This is a genomic window from Pseudomonas sp. RC4D1 (genome assembly GCF_018390395.1).
Lineage (GTDB): Bacteria > Pseudomonadota > Gammaproteobacteria > Pseudomonadales > Pseudomonadaceae > Aquipseudomonas > Aquipseudomonas danubii.
Map to the genome: position 1 here is coordinate 262,053 of NZ_JAHBAW010000003.1, position 14,956 is coordinate 277,008.

Genomic DNA, 14,956 nt, shown 5'->3' on the forward strand with positions numbered 1-14,956 from the left:
GACTCCGGTTTTTCTTTCGGGTTGACTGCTGGCGTGTCACAGCAGTGAACATAATAATTAACACAATAGGTGCATCATGTCGGTCCCCCCGCGTGCCATTCAACTCAATGAAGCCAATGCCTTCCTGAAAAAACACCCCGAGGTTCTCTACGTCGATCTGCTGATTGCAGACATGAACGGTGTGGTGCGCGGCAAGCGCATCGAGCGCACCGCGCTGCACAAGGTCTACGAGAAGGGCATCAACCTGCCCGCCTCGCTGTTTGCCCTGGATATCAACGGCTCCACGGTGGAAAGCACCGGCCTGGGCCTGGACATCGGCGACGCCGACCGCATCTGCTATCCGATCCCCGGCACCCTGAGCGTCGAGCCCTGGCAGAAGCGTCCCACCGCGCAACTGCTGATGACCATGCACGAGATTGAAGGCCAGCCATTCTTCGCCGACCCCCGCGAAGTGCTGCGCCAGGTGGTGACCAAGTTCGACGAGCTGGGCCTGACCATCTGCGCCGCCTTCGAGCTGGAGTTCTACCTGATCGATCAGGACAACGTGAACGGCCGTCCACAGTCGCCCCGTTCGCCGATTTCCGGCAAGCGTCCGCATTCCACCCAGGTCTACCTGATCGATGATCTGGACGAATACGTCGACTGCCTGCAAGACATCCTTGAAGGCGCGAAAGAGCAGGGCATTCCGGCCGACGCCATCGTCAAGGAAAGCGCCCCGGCGCAGTTCGAAGTCAACCTGCACCACGTCAGCGACCCGATCAAAGCCTGCGACTACGCAGTACTGCTCAAGCGCCTGGTGAAGAACATCGCCTACGACCATGAAATGGACACCACCTTCATGGCCAAGCCTTACCCAGGCCAGGCGGGCAACGGGCTGCACGTGCACATCTCGATTCTCGACAAGCAGGGCAACAACATCTTCGCCAGCGAAGACCCGGAAACCAACGAAGCCTTGCGCCATGCCATCGGCGGTGTGCTCGACACCCTGCCCGAGCAGATGGCCTTCCTGTGCCCTAACGTCAACTCCTACCGCCGCTTTGGCGCGCAGTTCTACGTGCCGAACTCGCCGACCTGGGGCATCGACAACCGCACCGTGGCCGTGCGCGTGCCCACTGGTTCCGCCGACGCAGTGCGGATCGAACACCGGGTGGCTGGCGCCGACGCCAACCCTTACCTGCTGATGGCTTCGGTACTGGCGGGCATTCACCACGGCCTGACCAACAAGATCGACCCGGGCGCGCCGGTTGAAGGCAACTCCTACGAGCAGAACGAACAAAGCCTGCCCACCAACCTGCGGGACGCCCTGCGCGTACTGGACGACAGCGAAGTGATGGCCAAGTACATCGACCCGATGTACATCGACGTGTTCGTGGCCTGTAAGGAAAGTGAGCTGGCGGAGTTCGAAAACTCCATCTCCGACCTGGAATACAACTGGTACCTGCACACGGTCTGATGACCGTGTCACTTCCTGCCTTGAGTATTTGCCATGACTAAATCCCGCAGCGACTGGGAGCAGCACTTCCAGTCCCTCAGCCTTGAAGGCCGTGCCTTTATCGACGGTCAGTACTGCGCCGCCGCCAGCGGCGCCACCTTCGAATGCCTGAGCCCGGTGGACGGGCGCTTTCTGGCCAACGTCGCCAGCACCGATCAGGCCGATGCCGATCGTGCGGTGGCCGTGGCGCGCCAGGCGTTCAACAGTGGCGTCTGGTCGGGCAAGGCCCCGGCCGAGCGCAAGCGCATCCTGATTCGCTTCGCCGACCTGATCCTTGCGCACCAGGAAGAACTGGCGCTCCTGGAAACCCTGGACATGGGCAAGCCGATTGGCGACTCCATGGCTATTGATATTCCGGCCACGGCCAACGCCATCCGCTGGAACGCCGAAGCCATCGACAAGCTCTACGACGAAGTGGCGGCCACCCCTCACGACCAGCTGGGCCTGGTGACCCGGGAACCGGCGGGCGTGGTGGCGGCCATCGTGCCGTGGAACTTCCCGCTGATCATGGCCAGCTGGAAGTTCGCCCCGGCCCTGGCGATGGGCAACTCGTTCATCCTCAAGCCGTCGGAAAAGTCGCCGCTGACCGCGATCCGCATCGCCCAGCTGGCCCTGGACGCCGGCATCCCCAAGGGGGTGTTCAACGTCCTGCCGGGCTACGGCCACACCGTCGGCAAGGCCCTGGCCCTGCACATGGACGTGGACGTGCTGGCCTTCACCGGCTCCACCGCCGTGGGCAAGCAACTCTTGGTGTATTCCGGCGAAAGCAACATGAAGCGGGTGTGGCTGGAAGCCGGTGGCAAGAGCCCCAACGTGGTGTTTGCCGACGCCCCGGACTTGCGCGCAGCGGCCGAAGCGGCGGCTGCGGCCATTGCCTTCAACCAGGGCGAAGTCTGCACCGCCGGTTCGCGCCTGCTGGTGGAACGCTCGATCCGCGAACAGTTCATCCCGCTGCTGGTGGAGGCCCTCAAGGGTTGGAAGCCGGGCCATGCCCTCGATCCCGAAACCCGGGTTGGCGCGGTGGTGGACCAGCGCCAACTGGAGAACGTGCTGCGCTACATCGAAATCGGCAAGGAGCAGGGCGGCCAACTGCTGGCCGGTGGCGTCCGCACCCTGGAAAACACTGGCGGCCTGTATGTCGAGCCGACGATCTTCGACGGCGTGACCAACGCCATGACCATCGCCCGGGAAGAGATCTTCGGCCCGGTGTTGTCGGTCATCAGCTTCGATACCGAAGAAGAAGCGCTGCAGATTGCCAACGACAGCATCTTCGGCCTGGCGGCCGGGGTCTGGACCGCCAACCTCAGCCGCGCCCACCGTTTTGCCCGTGGCCTGCGGGCTGGCAGCGTGTGGGTCAACCAGTACGACGGCGGCGACATGACCGCGCCGTTCGGCGGTTTCAAACAGTCCGGCAACGGTCGCGACAAGTCGCTGCACGCCTTCGACAAATACACCGAGCTCAAAGCGACCTGGATCAAGCTCTAACTCTTATAACAACAGCGGCGGCGGGCCTGGGCCCGTACCCGCTGGGGAATTTCTCATGCAAACCTACGTGAACAGCTACTACGCCGCGACCCGCAACCAGATCACCGACTACCCGCCACTCGAAGAGAGTGTGGAGTGCGACGTCTGTGTGATCGGCGCCGGTTACACCGGCCTGTCCTCGGCCTTGTTCCTGGCGGAAGCCGGTTATAGCGTCACCGTGCTGGAAGCGGCCAAGGTCGGCTTCGGCGCCAGCGGGCGCAACGGCGGGCAATTGGTCAACTCCTACAGCCGCGACGTGGACGTGATCGAAGAACGCTACGGCGAAAAAAGCGCCGAAGTGCTCGGCAGCATGATCTTCGAAGGCGCCGACATCATCCGCCAGCGCATCCAGCACTACGACATCCAGTGCGACTACCGCCCCGGTGGCATTTTCGCCGCCCTGAACAACAAGCAGCTCAAGGGCCTGGCGGAGCAGAAACGCAACTGGGAGCGTCTGGGCAATAACAACCTGAAGCTGCTCGACAAGGCGCAGATCGACCGCGAAGTCGGCACCAAGAACTACATCGGCGGCCTGCTGGACATGCAGGGCGGCCATATCCATCCGCTGAACCTGGCCCTGGGCGAAGCCAGCGCCATCATCGGCCTGGGCGGCAAGATCTTCGAACAGTCGGCGGCGGTGGAAATCACCTACGGCGAACCCAACGTGGTGCGTACCGCCAAGGGCCTGGTGCGCGCCAAGTACCTGCTGATCGCCGGCAACGCCTACCTGCAGCAAGACCTCGATCCACGAGTGACCCGCAAGAGCATGCCCTGCGGCTCGCAGATCGTGGTTACCGAGCAACTGCCCGAACAACTGGCCCGCAGCCTGATCGCCAACAACTACTGCGTGGAAGACTGCAACTACCTCTTGGACTACTTCCGCCTCACCGGCGACAACCGCCTGCTGTACGGCGGTGGCGTGGTCTACGGCGCCCGGGAACCGGACGACATCGACCAGTTGATCCGGCCGAAGATCCTCAAGACCTTCCCCCAGCTCAAGGACGTGAAGATCGACTACCGCTGGACCGGCAATTTCCTGCTGACCATGTCACGCATGCCGCAATTTGGCCGGATCGAAAAGAACGCCTACTACATGCAGGGCTACAGCGGCCACGGCGTCACCTGCTCGCACCTGGCGGGCAAGCTGATTGCCGAAATGATTCGCGGCGACGCCGAACGCTTCAACGCCTTCGCCTCCCTGCCGCACATGCCGATGATTGGCGGGCGCACCTTCCAGGCCCCACTGACCGCCCTGGGCGCCGCGTACTACGCCCTTCGCGACCGCTTCGGCATCTGAATGCGCACCGCGGCTACAGCCTTCCCCTGTAGCCGCTGCCGCAGGCTGCGACGAGGTCCGCAGGACCTCCCGACGCCCCCGACAGCGCCCACATTTCCCCCGCTACACCCCTCATCGCCAGCCTTTACAGCTTGCCTGTCAAACATGTTTAAATAGCCGCCTTTTCAGGCTCCAGGGCAGCCAAATCGCGATCCTCGCGACCCAACCGCCGCAAAAATACCCTTAAGTACTTCTCACATAAGGCTGTTATGGACACGGGCACCCGACTCAAACTCGTTCGCGAAAGCTACAAACTCTCCCAGCGCGAGCTGGCCCGTCGTAGCGGCGTCACCAATGCCACCATCTCCCTGATCGAACAGAACCGCGTCAGCCCCTCCGTCAGCTCCCTGAAAAAGCTGCTGGAAGGCATCCCCATGTCCCTGGCCGACTTCTTCACCTTCGACCAGCCGCCCCGGGAGCACCAATACGTGTTCCGCGCCAACGAACAGCCCGACCTGGGTCGCGATGGCCTGCGCCTGTTGATGATCGGCGCCCCGGTAGCCAACCGGCAGATGCGCTTTCTGCGCGAGCAATACGCCCCCGGCGCCAGCTCCGGCGAAGAAGCCATCGTGCACAGCGAAGGTGAGGAGTGCGGGCTGGTGACTCGCGGCACCGTGGAGTTGACCGTGGACGGGCAAGTCAGCGTGCTCAACCCGGGGGATGGCTATTACTTCCCCACCACCTTGCCCCACAGCTTTCGCAACATTGGCCAGGATGAGGCGGAAATCATCAGCGCCAACACCCCGGCGAACTTCTAAGGGCTGGGTGACTGATCCGGCTCGACCTGTTGCAACCTTATCCAGCCTTCGCCTTGTGTCGCGGGCTTTGTTTTTTAGACTGGTGACTGCCGTTGCCGCGCTTGCCGGCAACGCCTGGAGCGGGCGCCGTTCAGACAAGGAAGACCCATGATCAAGGACAGACGACAAGCATTCCTCAGCGCAGCACGCCTGGAGAACTTCTTCAGCAATTACCAGCACAGCGTGGAATTCTTTGCCGAAAACACCTTTGAGGCCGACTCCGAAGCCCAGGAAAAGTCACTCAGGGCCCGGCATTTCCAGAAGTGGATCTTCAAGGAAATCCTCATCCGCTACACCGCCGGCCACAGTATCGACCTGCTGATTCCCTTGCTGGAAACCCTGGTGGACAGTTACGAATACCTGCAAAAACAACTGGCCGAGTACAACGAGATTCCTAACATCACCCCCTTGGCGATCGACGACTGGCTCGATCAGTACCAAGAGTGCGCCCAGGTGTTCAGCCTGTGCATCCTGCTGCACCGCACCGACCTGCTCACACGCTTCGTGGCCCTGATCGACCCCGCAGGCTACGCCGGGGACGACACCCTCTACGAAGACCTGCTGTGCAAACTGCTGCCTGACCGATATGACGTCGATGACTGGTACCACGACGTCTACACACCGCTGATACAAGCCATCTACGCCGACGACCCGACCGAGGCCAGCGACCTTTTGCAGCAGTACTGTGACGACTGGTACCCCGCGTTCGAGCAAGCGCCCTGGCACGACAGCCACCTGCAAGGGGACGAAGGCAGCTATTGCGGGTATTGGGCGTTCGAGGCGGCTGCTATTGCCTTCCTTTATGGCATCGATGACAGCGGGGTCGAGCATAGGGTCTATCCCAAGGATCTGGTGGCCTATGCGAGGAACCTTCGGCCGAGCGATCCGAAGCATGTAGCGCCGGTGGTGGCGGGGCAGCCCTGCAGCAAGGCCGGTTATTGGTTTACCCCGGCGCAGCCGGAGTCGCGGCGCTGCTTTGCGGAGGGGGAAGTGATGCCGGAGTTTGAGGGGGCAGCGGTTTGGTATTGGGTGGCGCAGGGGTAGGGGTGGACTGCCATTCGTTGTAGCGTTTTCCAACCCTTGTTTCTGGTCGAACGCAGAAGGGGGCTGCTATCGACTCAACGGCATCGTCCTTGAGTGGCAGTTTTCGGTCAGCAGTGGACTGCCCCTCGTCCGACGTACATGAGGTGCTTAATGGATAGCCGCTATTGCTTTTCTCATACGAGAGCAGCTCAAGACTTGCACAAGGCGCGTTTGCTGGTGGGTAAGCGGCTGAACGCGCTGATGCATGACCAGTACTACTTCAACGGAGAAGGCCAAAAGCGGTCATTGCAATGTCAAGCGAAGCCGACCCCACTTAATTGTCAGGACTTATGAACAACATATCCAAAAATTTCAAAGATCGATTCGTCGCATCTCTGCCAGAGATTCCTGAAGATCTCGACCTTCATTTTGATGAGTTTGTTTTGTTTGACCCTGAGTCCCTTCCCGACCGGCTCGCAAGAGAAGATTCAAGCCTTCTGACGGCACAAGGACTGCCGTGTGATGCCGCGCCGTTTCTTTCGTTCTATGCCTACTCACAGCCCGAAATCGAGTCACGAGTACAAATTTTCGGCTTACCCGAATCCTGTTTCCCTATTGGTCACAACGGTTCTGGCGACGTTATTGTCATTGATATGGACAGCCGACACATCATCTTCTTCAACCACGACCGCTACAACGAGAGAGTTTTCATAAATTCTTCTCTTCCGCAATTTGCTGAGAGCCTTTGCATCTACCAAGAGCACCTCACCAAAGAGACCATGCATAATTGTCTCGACGCAATTGCAACCATAGACTCACGAGCAGCCGATCACGGGTCTATGTGGCAAACCGAGGTGAGTTCGGAGCTAGCAGATGAATCCTAACGATTCATCCAAGTTGATGCAGCTTCGCTAGCCGGTGTCCACTTGCGTGGAACAGGGACAGATTCATTAATCCCGTTTGTAACGTCCGCTTCTGGCCGATTCTGTTGAAAAAGTCGGTCCAAAACGCTCGAATATTGATGGGTGAAAGCACCTCTTTTGCATGCTGCTACGTGAAATCCGAGTCGGAGGCCTCTGCCCAAAGTAAAGATTTCAATCTCGGACGCGTACTTTTTTGATGCGCAAACCATGACCGACTTTTTCAACATAATCGGCCGAAAGTGGCTATTCAAAAAGCCGATCGCTGTATGCTTTTGAAACGATAAACCGAAGGATCAGTGACCCCAAAACTGTCATCGAGCGAATATCACTTCTATAGTCCAACACGTCACCGCAGCTCAGTGACTGGTCATCGCGGGCCAAAAAACTATGGGCATAAACCTCGTCTCTTAGCCGATTCCATTTGGCTGTTTGACGGCGGTAAAGACTTGTCTCTCATGGAGTTTCACCAATGACCCGCACACCTACCTGCAACCCCATTCCGCTCACCCGCAACGACACCGACCATCCCGTCCTCTATCTGGACGCCAACGCCTCGTTGGCCGATCTGTATACCTGCGCTCAGCAACGCATCGGCGCAGCCCGCAACCTGCTGGAGATCCTTGACTGCACTTCTGGTCCGCAGGACCTCTCCCAGATACGCTTTGCCATCGGCTTGTTGCTCAGTGATGGCTTCGATCTGCTGCGTACCTTGGGTGATAGAACCTTGGGGCAGGCTGATCCGGCGTAACCTCGATTGAGTACTGAGGCAACGAAGAGGCGACGCAATGCGTCGCCTTTTTGCTTGAGCGGAGCACTTTCCAGAGATCGACCCTGCGCTGCTGTCCTGCCTCTGCCGTTGGCCTCAGCTCTGTTCGCTGACTTTTAAGAATGACCTTCGGGCCATGCCCGAACTCCTGCGATAGGGTCCCCTGTCTCCCGGATGGGAGGCTTTTTCACTCATAGCGCAGGGTGCCCAATGATCGCTTCTTCTCGCCTGGGCGACAGCCATGTCTGCCCGATGCCGGGGCACGGCACCACTCCCATCGTTACCGCCTCCAGCAACGTCATCATCAACGGCATGGGTGCGGCCCGGGTCGGTGATGTCTGTGTCTGCGGCGCGGTGATTACCACAGGATTTCCTTCTGTGCTGGTCAATGGCCGGCCCCTGGCCCATGTGGGCAGCCTCAGCAGCCATGGCGGCACCCTTGTCAGCGGCTCTGGCGATACTTTCGGCGGCTCGCTCTTCGCGCCCGCCGATGGCTCGGTGGATGAGTTGCGCATGGCCACGCTGCTGGCCGATCCGGCGCTCACGGAAAAAGCCCAGGCGGCCAATGCGCTGGTCAGCCCGTTGGCTGCTTCCAAGGCGGCCCTTCAGGAGGGCGTCGAGCCGGGGTTTCATATTGTCGAGCAGCCCATGTCCCGCTCGGTACTAATAGAGCTTCGCTCAAGAGCGCCGGGCCAGCGGGGAGGCTGTTTCTAATGGGGAGTGTTGTTGGAGTGATTGCCTGGCCTGCGATGTACATCCGTGATGGGGGCGCAAGCATCGAAGATATCAATAACTTTCCCCGAGGCCTTAGAAGGAAGCTGGTGGTCTGGTACCGAGCAGGTGCAGTTCTATTGGGGGTTCTTCTTTTGCTGTGGTCTGTCGGTCAATACATGGGCTGGGTTAAGTGAGTGGTTGATGGCATTTCATATGCTTTACGTTTCAGGTAATGGTCGACTGATTCTGTTGCAAGTTCCGTCAGTATGGGATTCGGTGTCCCGACCCTGGGTGCGGGTGCTCTGTTCTGTGGGTTGATAGTAGTTGGAGGTTTTTTTAGGCTGCTGTCACTGCAAGTGGCTCCCTCTCCCAGGTCGAACAGAGCGTGTTAGCGCGTTGTACATTGACCTTCTTGAAGGAAGTCTTTTAACGCTGCCTGATAAATAGTTAACGGTTTGCTTTCGGTGCTGAGTAGGGCGAATGGGATTACTGCGAGGTGTGAGAACGATATTGAGCTTATGGAGTAGGATTTCTGTCTGCAAAAACCGTGACTATTGTTCAGTGTGAAATCGAACCTGAATAGGTTGGATCTTGTACACCAGCTAGGAATCAAGCCAAGACTCAAGCCGGTTAAGTATTCTTGTACGCAAGCGCCGCCAGATGGAATCTCGGAGATTTTTATTTCTAATTCAGGAAGGCGTGGAGCTATAAGTCTTGAACTATTGTCTTGTGCATTTGGAATGATTTTCTGTGTTGCTTCGTATGCGCTCTTTGCGAAGCGGCTGTTTTTCCATGCAGAGTCCATTTTATAAGTGAAGCTGGAGATGGTTTCTTTTGTTCTGGGTTCGAAGTGTTCATTGATTGGTGGCTTGGACGTATATGATGTGCAGCCGGAGCATGTTATGGCAAAGCTGATAGCAATCAAGCTGTTAATTATTGAGTGACGCATCCTGAGCTTTCCCTGGCTATTAGTTGTTCGGTATTTATTTAGTTGAGCATTCATTACGTACCTTATGTACGTCAGGTTGACTCTGAGCAACCCCGATTGAGTTCTGAAGATACGAAAAAAGGCGACGCAATTCCTCTGCCGTTGCCCTCGGACCCGTTCACTGACTTTTAAAAACTACCTTAGGGCTCCGCCGTTCTGGTGGTGGGTGGCGCAGGGACAGCGGAGAGGCGGGTATCGGCTAGAGCAGAGAAAGGAAATCTACCCCTCTGCTCCAGTGCCTTGTTCTAAAAGTTGAAACGTTGGTCAAACACGGTCTGCTCGCCCACCGTCACGCTGCATTGGCGGGCTACTTCAGCCGGCATCACCTTGCCCAGCAACGGCGCCAGCGACTTGTAGAACACCTTGTCGCAGGCGTCGTCTTTGCTGAAGGCTTGGGTGTTACCGGCCGCGTCTGCCGTAATCCGGCAACCTGCCACCAATTCGGTGGGCAACTCGTTCAATGGCACTGTTGTCGAGCCGGAGCCCTGCAACTCGATCAGCTCGTTGCATGTGCCCTTGGCCGGACCTTCCTTGATGGTTTTGGTAAAGGCGACGCGTTGGTAGTCAGTACCGGTGAACAGTACCTGGTCGTTAACAGTGACTCGGTATTGTGAGGGTTTGAAGGCGATGGTTTTGATGCAGAACTGCGTCGTGACCGGTTTCCCATTGACCTCAGAGGTGGCCGCTTTGCAACCTGGGGTGGCCTGGGTGAAGGAGGTATCGGGCGAGCTGACACAACCGGCCAGTGAAAGCAGACACACACCGAACAGCATTCTTTTCATGGGACTTCCTGTGCTCAAACACACCGCCTCCAGCAGGCGGCTCCGGACGCAGATCATACCAGCGACCTGTTGGCCAAAGGCGCAGAAAGGCAAGGAGGCCCTTTAGCTCGGCTACCGAACCCCATCTCGACAGCTGTCTGCTTCCGGCCCAGGCGGTGTGAAGAGCCCAAGTAAAAATCGAAACCCGCGTTTCAACATGAAAGCTGAACTGTAGTGGTCGCTCCAAGAGACACGGACAGATTTATTTCTCTAGCCTAAACGTCCGCTATTGGCCGATTAGTGCCGTTCTTGACGGGCAGCACTCGGCCAAAAGCAGACATTCACGGGAGACAGCTATCGACCCATAGTGGCCCTTAGCGAAAGGCAGCACCGGCCAGAAGCGGACTTCGGCTTGGTCCGCCTCGAGGCCGCGACTCAGAGTGCCAGAGCTTTACGCGCCCCTAGAGCTGCATTACTGCGAGCGCCCTGCGCAGGGGCTCGTCGGATATCTGGATAGGGCCATGAAATGGCACGTCCATGTCCAAAACAAGGTAAACGGAAGCCGCAATGAGCAATGACGAGATGATGAACATTCCTATCACCATCGAATTACGGGGAGCGCGGTATCCAAAACTGGCGAAAATGAGCGTCAACCAGGCAGCAAGCATCCCAATAAGCGGACCAGGAATCGCTCCCTCTGACTGCTCTACGATCCTCCAGCGTTGCTCGATGAGCGAATGATACTGCTGACGAATATCCTGAAGCATCGTTTCATGGTAGCGGTCCGGGGGCTTTATAAGAGCCAAAGACTTGCCTATATCATCCAGGTGTTTAGCCGCCTCGCTGTTACGATGCTGCAGCGCCTCGTCTCCTCGATACGGGGTCTCGATAGCGCGCTCAAGATAGATGATCAGACGGTTTCGCGTGTCTTGTGCCGCATCGCCATAGCCCCGCAGTGTCCGATCAAAAATGATCATGCTGGTTGCATACCCATGGAAGTTTGCATCAATGGACTCGAAAGTGTTTTTGGCAGAATTGATCATCAAACCAAAGACCAGCGATGTCATAACCACAAAAATGTTGGCTACTAGACGAATTACGGAGTTGGTGTCTTCATCCCTGTGGTGGGATGCCAGCTTTGGGTACCAATGCATCATGAGAAGCGAGGCAGCAACGAGGCACCCAAAAATGGCCAGTGCGATCCAGAGAGAGTTCATACATCCGCCCTGATCAATTGGAGTCAAGTCTTGAAGGATAGACCGTTGGGGTTCTCTGCGAATTCTGCTCGGCAGATACTGCGGTTGCACTCCGGGAATGCCCCCCATATTGGTTTTAACGCCAGCGCTGATCATCGGTGGATACTGGTCGAGTTCCGCCAATCGTTAGAGGCAACAGATCACGACCGTCTGCTTATGGCCGTTTTTAACTATGAGCGTGTCTCTTTATGTGGGTAAGCGCTTCAATCAGTCGTTCTTGAATCCCGGCAGCCCCTGGGCTTTCCGCCATTCCTTCACTGTTTTAGTAACTCCCTCGGCGGAGTTATCCGCACCGAGTTCAGGGTGGAAAATCAGGTCGTAGCCATCTGGATGGCCGGCGAGTCTGCTGAACTTTTCAAGTAACTCACCCAGCTCATCGTCCGTCCCGCCCTTGTTGACGATCCGTATGTTTTTGACGAAGGAAATGAATTCGGCTTCGGTAAAGTCAGAAGTATCTTCCATGTTGTGTCTATTTTTTCTTGTGAAGATTAATGTGATTTTGTGGGTTTTTAACTCTCAAGCTTTCTGATTCTTACGCCGCCCCACCGTCCACAATGCGCTCGACATGGTGTCTGAATAGCTCTCACTTTGTAGAATCTTTGATTGACCGCTTCTGGCTGTGGATGCAACCGGTTGATGCAACTTGCCTAGCGATGGCTGCGATCTGTTGCGCGCCCTGGGTGAGAGAACCCTGGGACAGGCTGATCCTGCGTAATCCCGGTTGAGTTCTGAAGATACGAAAAAGGCGTCGCAATGCGTCGCCTTTTTACTGGAGGGGCAGGCCGTTGCCGAGGTCTCAACGACCTACCACCAGTCCGTAACCAAATCCCAGATGCTACTGACCACATAGGCTGCGCCTACCGCGACGGCTGCTGTTGCCACCGCCGGGGCAAGGGCTGTGCCTCCGACGATACCGACCGTGCTCAACCCTACAGCCGTCATGCTGGACACTCCACTCGTAGCCGCGAAACCAGCAACGGTGCTGACTGCACCCTTGGCCACGGCCTGTCCGGCCATTGATCGTGCCATATGACTGGTCGCGGTCTTGGTTACCTGGCCGGCCAGTATTTTGCCTGCGACCGAAGTACTCGCTTTAGTGAGTAGAACCTTGGTCGTTTGTTCGGCCGTTTGCTTTGCCGCTTGGCGCATCAGCAGATGGGTTACGAGGTTGCTACTCAGGCGTTCGGTCGCGGCGTTGATCTGTTCGCTGGAGTGCCGGTCGGTGGCGCACCAGGTGGCAAAATGCTCGCAGTTGTTGAACAGAAGATTGTACTCATCCTCGCCCAGCCTGGAGCGCGCCCGGCGACAGATTTCGGGCCCGCGGAAGTAGACCTTTTTGTAGGTCTTGATTCGCGCTTTCTTGTTTTGCAGGAAGGCTTCAAGAGAGGTCGACTCGATACATCCCTTGTGAAGACCCGAGCCCATACCGGAATAGTGGATCACGCGATTTCTGCCGACAAAAATCCCATGGTGGGTATAGAGACCTCGACCAACAATCAGATGAGTTCCAGTGGGGTACATGGCCAATAGGGCTCCAGTGATGTGCTTTTTAAAGACGGCACTTGCAAGCGTTCAGGTGATATCGAGGGGCTTGATCCGTGTCGCAGTCTTCATGCAGGCATTTCCAGTTGTTCATGGGCGTATAGCCAATATTGTCGCCCCGAGCATGGGGGCATCATAAACATCGGGACCCAGTAAATGCCATCAAAATGCCGCTATTGATGTTGCGCCCTTTCGCGGGCTGGGCGCTTCGGCTATCGGCGCGATATGTGCGCTCGAAAGCACGGGTATTGGGTGGTGCAGGGGTAGGGCGTCCTAGCCCTTGTCGCCATGCACCAATATCCGGCCGTCATACCCACAACTGATCCAGCGACCGGAGCGGGTGGGGAGTACATCGGTTGCAAAGTTGTCGTGTGAGCCGATGATCGCCCCTTGCCGTGAGGGCAGGTTCCAGCGCCTGACGAATCCATCCTCGCCGCAGGTCAGCAGCATGTGTTGCGCCTCAAAGCGCACGCGTCGGACCGGCCCGTCATGAGCGGCCAGGCAATCCAGGTGCGCCAGCATCGGTTCGGTCGCTAGCAGGTGCACGGCGCCGTCGAGATCACCAGCGGCCAAGGTGACGCTGCCATCGGCGTCGATCCAGCTCGCCAGCGTCCTCAGGGGGCGGCCCAGATCGAGCACTTGTACGCAGTCCCGCTCCTCGGGTTGCCACAGCCTGACGGTTCCGTCCTCCGATGCGCTGGCGAAACCGCCGTCGCCCGTAGGTGCGATCGCCCAGACCCAGCAGGCGTGGGCCTGACGCCTGTCCGCGGCACCTGTCGCCAGGTTCCAGACTGTCAGGCGACCGTCAGCAGCCCCGGTCACGAAGCGGCCAGCGCCTAACCTGGCCGAGGACAGGACGGCCGAATCCGATGTGCCGACCAACCTTGACTTGCCGCTCGCCAAGGACCAATGCCGGATCGTACGGTCTCGCGAGTGAGAAACCAGCTCGCCAGGCGCCACTTCCACCAGACCCAGAATGGACTGTGTATGTCCGTCAAGCTGACCCAGGCAGCGGCCCTCGCGATCCCACAGCCGGATGGTTGCGTCACGCCCGGCGCTTGCCAAGCCCCTGTCGCCAAGGTCGGCAAGCGCCCATACGTAACCGCGGTGGCCCGGCTGGAAGGGGCCGTCGACGTGCAAGGCATGCTGTGGCTCGTACATCAGGTCACTGCGCATGATGTATTTTTGGCCTGCGTCCACTAAGGCGCCGGCGTGCCAGAGTGTGTGGTCGAATACGATCAGGCTGCCCTTTCGGGGGCGCAGCCTGAGCGTGGAATTCCGGTTCGACATGGCTGCGGACCGCCCCTCGAAGAACACGGTCTCTCCGCCGCTGAATGCATCGTCGTTGAGATAAATCATGAAGGTCAGGCGTGACTGTTGGCGCTGGCGATGGTGTACACCATCCTGATGGGCACGGAACTGGGTGCCGGGCCGGTAGCGGCAGAAGCGCAGCCGCTCATTGATGCCGACCAGCCGCCACCCATCCTCATCGATCACCGTCCCCAGCCTCGGCATCCGCAAGGCGCAGTGCTTCAAGCGCTCGAAGATTCGCCCGGCCAGAGCTGGGTCGTCTGTGACGATCCGGTCATTATCGCGGTAGGAGGACGGGTAGTCAGACCCTGCGCTGGCGAACCCGCACTGCTCCGTGACTTCTATCAACGCCTCGCACTCGCTGGCTGAAAGAAACTCGTGGACTAGCACACAGCGCACCCGGTCACCCAGCGGTAGCTCGACCGAGGCCGACGGAGCAGTGGCCCCGGCCACCAGTTTTTCAGCGAAGGAATTCATCGTGATCTCCAAAATTGGTCTGATAACCAATATTTGGAAAGCTAGG

At 58.2% G+C, this 14,956-nt stretch carries 13 protein-coding genes and 1 pseudogene; 8 read left to right on the top strand and 6 right to left on the bottom strand.

The features are described 5' to 3' along the window. Positions 1-76: 76 nt before the first annotated feature. The 8 genes and pseudogenes from KHO49_RS26140 to KHO49_RS26175 form a co-directional block, all read left to right on the top strand. Positions 77-1,453, top strand: a complete 1,377-nt coding sequence (locus KHO49_RS26140; RefSeq protein WP_110595901.1) for a glutamine synthetase family protein — start codon at positions 77-79, stop codon at positions 1,451-1,453. 33 nt (positions 1,454-1,486) lie between these two features. Further along, complete coding sequence (locus KHO49_RS26145) at positions 1,487-2,977, top strand: aldehyde dehydrogenase (protein WP_213666094.1); 1,491 nt, start codon at positions 1,487-1,489, stop codon at positions 2,975-2,977. A 55-nt stretch (positions 2,978-3,032) separates the two neighbouring features. Further along, positions 3,033-4,313, top strand: a complete 1,281-nt coding sequence (locus KHO49_RS26150; protein ID WP_213666095.1) for an NAD(P)/FAD-dependent oxidoreductase — start codon at positions 3,033-3,035, stop codon at positions 4,311-4,313. 248 nt (positions 4,314-4,561) lie between these two features. Further along, the gene (locus KHO49_RS26155) at positions 4,562-5,110 is read left to right on the top strand and encodes a cupin domain-containing protein (RefSeq protein WP_015635120.1); all 549 of its coding nucleotides are present in this window, start codon (positions 4,562-4,564) and stop codon (positions 5,108-5,110) included. A gap of 147 nt (positions 5,111-5,257) precedes the next feature. Continuing rightward, positions 5,258-6,193: a PoNe immunity protein domain-containing protein gene (locus tag KHO49_RS26160; protein ID WP_213666096.1), complete on the top strand. Its 936-nt coding sequence runs from the start codon at positions 5,258-5,260 to the stop codon at positions 6,191-6,193. A gap of 329 nt (positions 6,194-6,522) precedes the next feature. Further along, on the top strand, positions 6,523-7,056 hold the full coding sequence (locus KHO49_RS26165) for an SUKH-4 family immunity protein (protein WP_123393024.1): 534 nt from the start codon (positions 6,523-6,525) through the stop codon (positions 7,054-7,056). A gap of 508 nt (positions 7,057-7,564) precedes the next feature. Continuing rightward, entirely contained in the window at positions 7,565-7,843 is a 279-nt protein-coding gene (locus tag KHO49_RS26170) for a hypothetical protein (protein WP_123393026.1), read from the top strand. A 228-nt stretch (positions 7,844-8,071) separates the two neighbouring features. After that, positions 8,072-8,458, top strand: a pseudogene (locus tag KHO49_RS26175) (PAAR domain-containing protein); the annotation flags it as partial. A 505-nt stretch (positions 8,459-8,963) separates the two neighbouring features. Here the strand turns inward: KHO49_RS26175 and KHO49_RS26180 are convergent. The 6 genes from KHO49_RS26180 to KHO49_RS26205 all read right to left on the bottom strand — a co-directional run bounded on the left by KHO49_RS26180 (position 8,964) and on the right by KHO49_RS26205 (position 14,910). After that, complete coding sequence (locus KHO49_RS26180; RefSeq protein ID WP_249735859.1) at positions 8,964-9,578, bottom strand: hypothetical protein; 615 nt, start codon at positions 9,576-9,578, stop codon at positions 8,964-8,966. Between the two features lie 230 nt (positions 9,579-9,808). Then, entirely contained in the window at positions 9,809-10,345 is a 537-nt protein-coding gene (locus KHO49_RS26185) for a hypothetical protein (protein ID WP_213666097.1), read from the bottom strand. Positions 10,346-10,785: 440 nt separating this feature from the next. After that, entirely contained in the window at positions 10,786-11,541 is a 756-nt protein-coding gene (locus KHO49_RS26190) for a bestrophin-like domain (RefSeq protein WP_110652968.1), read from the bottom strand. Positions 11,542-11,787: 246 nt separating this feature from the next. Continuing rightward, the gene (locus tag KHO49_RS26195) at positions 11,788-12,042 is read right to left on the bottom strand and encodes a bacteriocin immunity protein (RefSeq protein ID WP_110595886.1); all 255 of its coding nucleotides are present in this window, start codon (positions 12,040-12,042) and stop codon (positions 11,788-11,790) included. Between the two features lie 342 nt (positions 12,043-12,384). Next, the gene (locus KHO49_RS26200; RefSeq protein WP_110595885.1) at positions 12,385-13,101 is read right to left on the bottom strand and encodes a lecithin retinol acyltransferase family protein; all 717 of its coding nucleotides are present in this window, start codon (positions 13,099-13,101) and stop codon (positions 12,385-12,387) included. A gap of 294 nt (positions 13,102-13,395) precedes the next feature. Next, positions 13,396-14,910, bottom strand: coding sequence for a 2OG-Fe(II) oxygenase (locus KHO49_RS26205; protein WP_213666098.1), 1,515 nt, complete (start codon positions 14,908-14,910; stop codon positions 13,396-13,398). Positions 14,911-14,956: the final 46 nt, after the last annotated feature.

Coding starts and splice junctions, on each gene's coding strand:
- KHO49_RS26140 (WP_110595901.1), top strand. CDS start 77: ATGTCGGTCCCCCCGCGTGCCATTCAACTCAATGAAGCCAATGCCTTC.
- KHO49_RS26145 (WP_213666094.1), top strand. CDS start 1,487: ATGACTAAATCCCGCAGCGACTGGGAGCAGCACTTCCAGTCCCTCAGC.
- KHO49_RS26150 (WP_213666095.1), top strand. CDS start 3,033: ATGCAAACCTACGTGAACAGCTACTACGCCGCGACCCGCAACCAGATC.
- KHO49_RS26155 (WP_015635120.1), top strand. CDS start 4,562: ATGGACACGGGCACCCGACTCAAACTCGTTCGCGAAAGCTACAAACTC.
- KHO49_RS26160 (WP_213666096.1), top strand. CDS start 5,258: ATGATCAAGGACAGACGACAAGCATTCCTCAGCGCAGCACGCCTGGAG.
- KHO49_RS26165 (WP_123393024.1), top strand. CDS start 6,523: ATGAACAACATATCCAAAAATTTCAAAGATCGATTCGTCGCATCTCTG.
- KHO49_RS26170 (WP_123393026.1), top strand. CDS start 7,565: ATGACCCGCACACCTACCTGCAACCCCATTCCGCTCACCCGCAACGAC.
- KHO49_RS26180 (WP_249735859.1), bottom strand. CDS start 9,578: ATGAATGCTCAACTAAATAAATACCGAACAACTAATAGCCAGGGAAAG.
- KHO49_RS26185 (WP_213666097.1), bottom strand. CDS start 10,345: ATGAAAAGAATGCTGTTCGGTGTGTGTCTGCTTTCACTGGCCGGTTGT.
- KHO49_RS26190 (WP_110652968.1), bottom strand. CDS start 11,541: ATGAACTCTCTCTGGATCGCACTGGCCATTTTTGGGTGCCTCGTTGCT.
- KHO49_RS26195 (WP_110595886.1), bottom strand. CDS start 12,042: ATGGAAGATACTTCTGACTTTACCGAAGCCGAATTCATTTCCTTCGTC.
- KHO49_RS26200 (WP_110595885.1), bottom strand. CDS start 13,101: ATGTACCCCACTGGAACTCATCTGATTGTTGGTCGAGGTCTCTATACC.
- KHO49_RS26205 (WP_213666098.1), bottom strand. CDS start 14,910: ATGAATTCCTTCGCTGAAAAACTGGTGGCCGGGGCCACTGCTCCGTCG.